General features: G+C 45.0%; 1 protein-coding gene. It reads right to left on the bottom strand.

The features are described 5' to 3' along the window. Positions 1–151: 151 nt before the first annotated feature. The coding region (locus A3756_RS20385) for a TonB-dependent receptor (RefSeq protein WP_197481423.1) at positions 152–795 on the bottom strand (644 nt) is incomplete at its 5' end.

Here is a 795-nt window from a genome sequence, read left to right as displayed (position 1 = left end):
GCAAGATTCGCTTGTTCATAGGCTTCTTGGACTGCTGAGCTATCGGCATGACCCGTGAGTATTATCTTGATGATATCAGGGAACATGGCATGAACGTCAATCAAGAACTTATCGCCTTTGGTAACAGGCATAATGTAGTCCGAAATGATGGCTACAATCTGTTCACCATCTTTAAAGGGCCTGTACCATCGCGATACGATGCATTGAGCTTCCTTGATTGGTCACTTCCGATGCCTGCGCTTAGTGTTGTTTCTTGTGTATTCTGAGCCGTTTTGGTGATGATGTTAATTACGGCGACAAAAGCATTGGCTCCGTAGAGTGCTGAGCCAGGGCCACGGACAATTTCTACCCGGCTAATGTCATCGACAATAAAGTTGTTGTAAGAGCTTAGTGCACCACCATTTACCAGGTTGTTATTGTTAGCGTGGCCATTGATTAGAAATAATACTTTTTCACTGAAGTCTGTTTTTAGCCCTCTTATCTCGAGGGTAGACCCTCCCATATTAGTTTGGTAAACACCTAAGCCAGGTACGCGCTTTAGTGCGTCCATTAGGTTGCGCGCACCCATTCTTTTTAAGTCAGCAGCGGTAATGACGGTAACACTTGCTCCACTTTTCTTAATATCTTCCAAAGTCTTAGTTGCCGTAGAAACATAAGTCTCTGCCTGTAGCCACTGTATTTCTTCTTGTAATGGCGATACGGATTGAGCAGGGGCTAATGTTTGGGAAAGTGCTGGTGCGCTAGCGGCGGCAAGAATAGCAAAGCTTATGTTTTGAAACTTTGAGCGGCGGATCA

The organism is Oleiphilus sp. HI0086, from assembly GCF_001635225.1.
The sequence above is the reverse complement of the archived record's forward strand: the minus strand, read 5'-3'. Positions and strand labels throughout refer to the sequence as shown.